Source organism: Exilibacterium tricleocarpae, from assembly GCF_007004655.1.
GTDB lineage: Bacteria > Pseudomonadota > Gammaproteobacteria > Pseudomonadales > Cellvibrionaceae > Exilibacterium > Exilibacterium tricleocarpae.
In genome coordinates this window covers 1-539 of the sequence record NZ_ML660159.1, presented here as the reverse complement: position 1 = coordinate 539, position 539 = coordinate 1, and the positions used below count along the sequence as shown (strand labels likewise).

At 44.3% G+C, this 539-nt stretch carries 1 pseudogene; it reads right to left on the bottom strand.

Annotated elements, in window-relative coordinates:
• Window positions 1-259: 259 nt before the first annotated feature.
• Window positions 260-539, bottom strand: a pseudogene (locus FKG94_RS29315) (transposase); the annotation flags it as partial.

Genomic DNA, 539 nt, shown 5'->3' with positions numbered 1-539 from the left:
GAGGACGGCGAGGACAGGCACCGTTAATAGAGAGACGGCGAGGACAGGCACCGTTAAAAAAACAACGAGGAGTTGCAGCCAGAATATTCTCTCAAGTTAGCACTATCGTTTTGTTAGAGTAGCAGAGGGGGCGTATAAAAATTAACCGCGATGGTTAGAAGATGACTTTGAATCTGTGGAAAAATAGCCGGCACCATTGATTTAAGACGCAAATACCCGTCAAGGCGGTACGTCTTGATAGAATTCTCTGAAAACGTTTTTAAGCGAGTCCTTTACACAGCCGAATTTTTCTTAATTGCGCCGTATGGACTTGTTCAAATGTTTGGCTACTTTGCAGCCAGGCTTCTGTCGGCATTGAAAAACGTTTTAAGAGCGGCGATAAGCTAATGGGTATAGACCCTCGTTTGTCACTACGAATCGCTCGCCCTGTCCAATCAACCAGCTCCAAATAGTCAGTAAGACTAAACGAAATGCCAGGATATTCATTGTCTGTAATGCGATCGGAAAAGTGCAGTAGTGGTTTTAAGGGTAGATCAAAG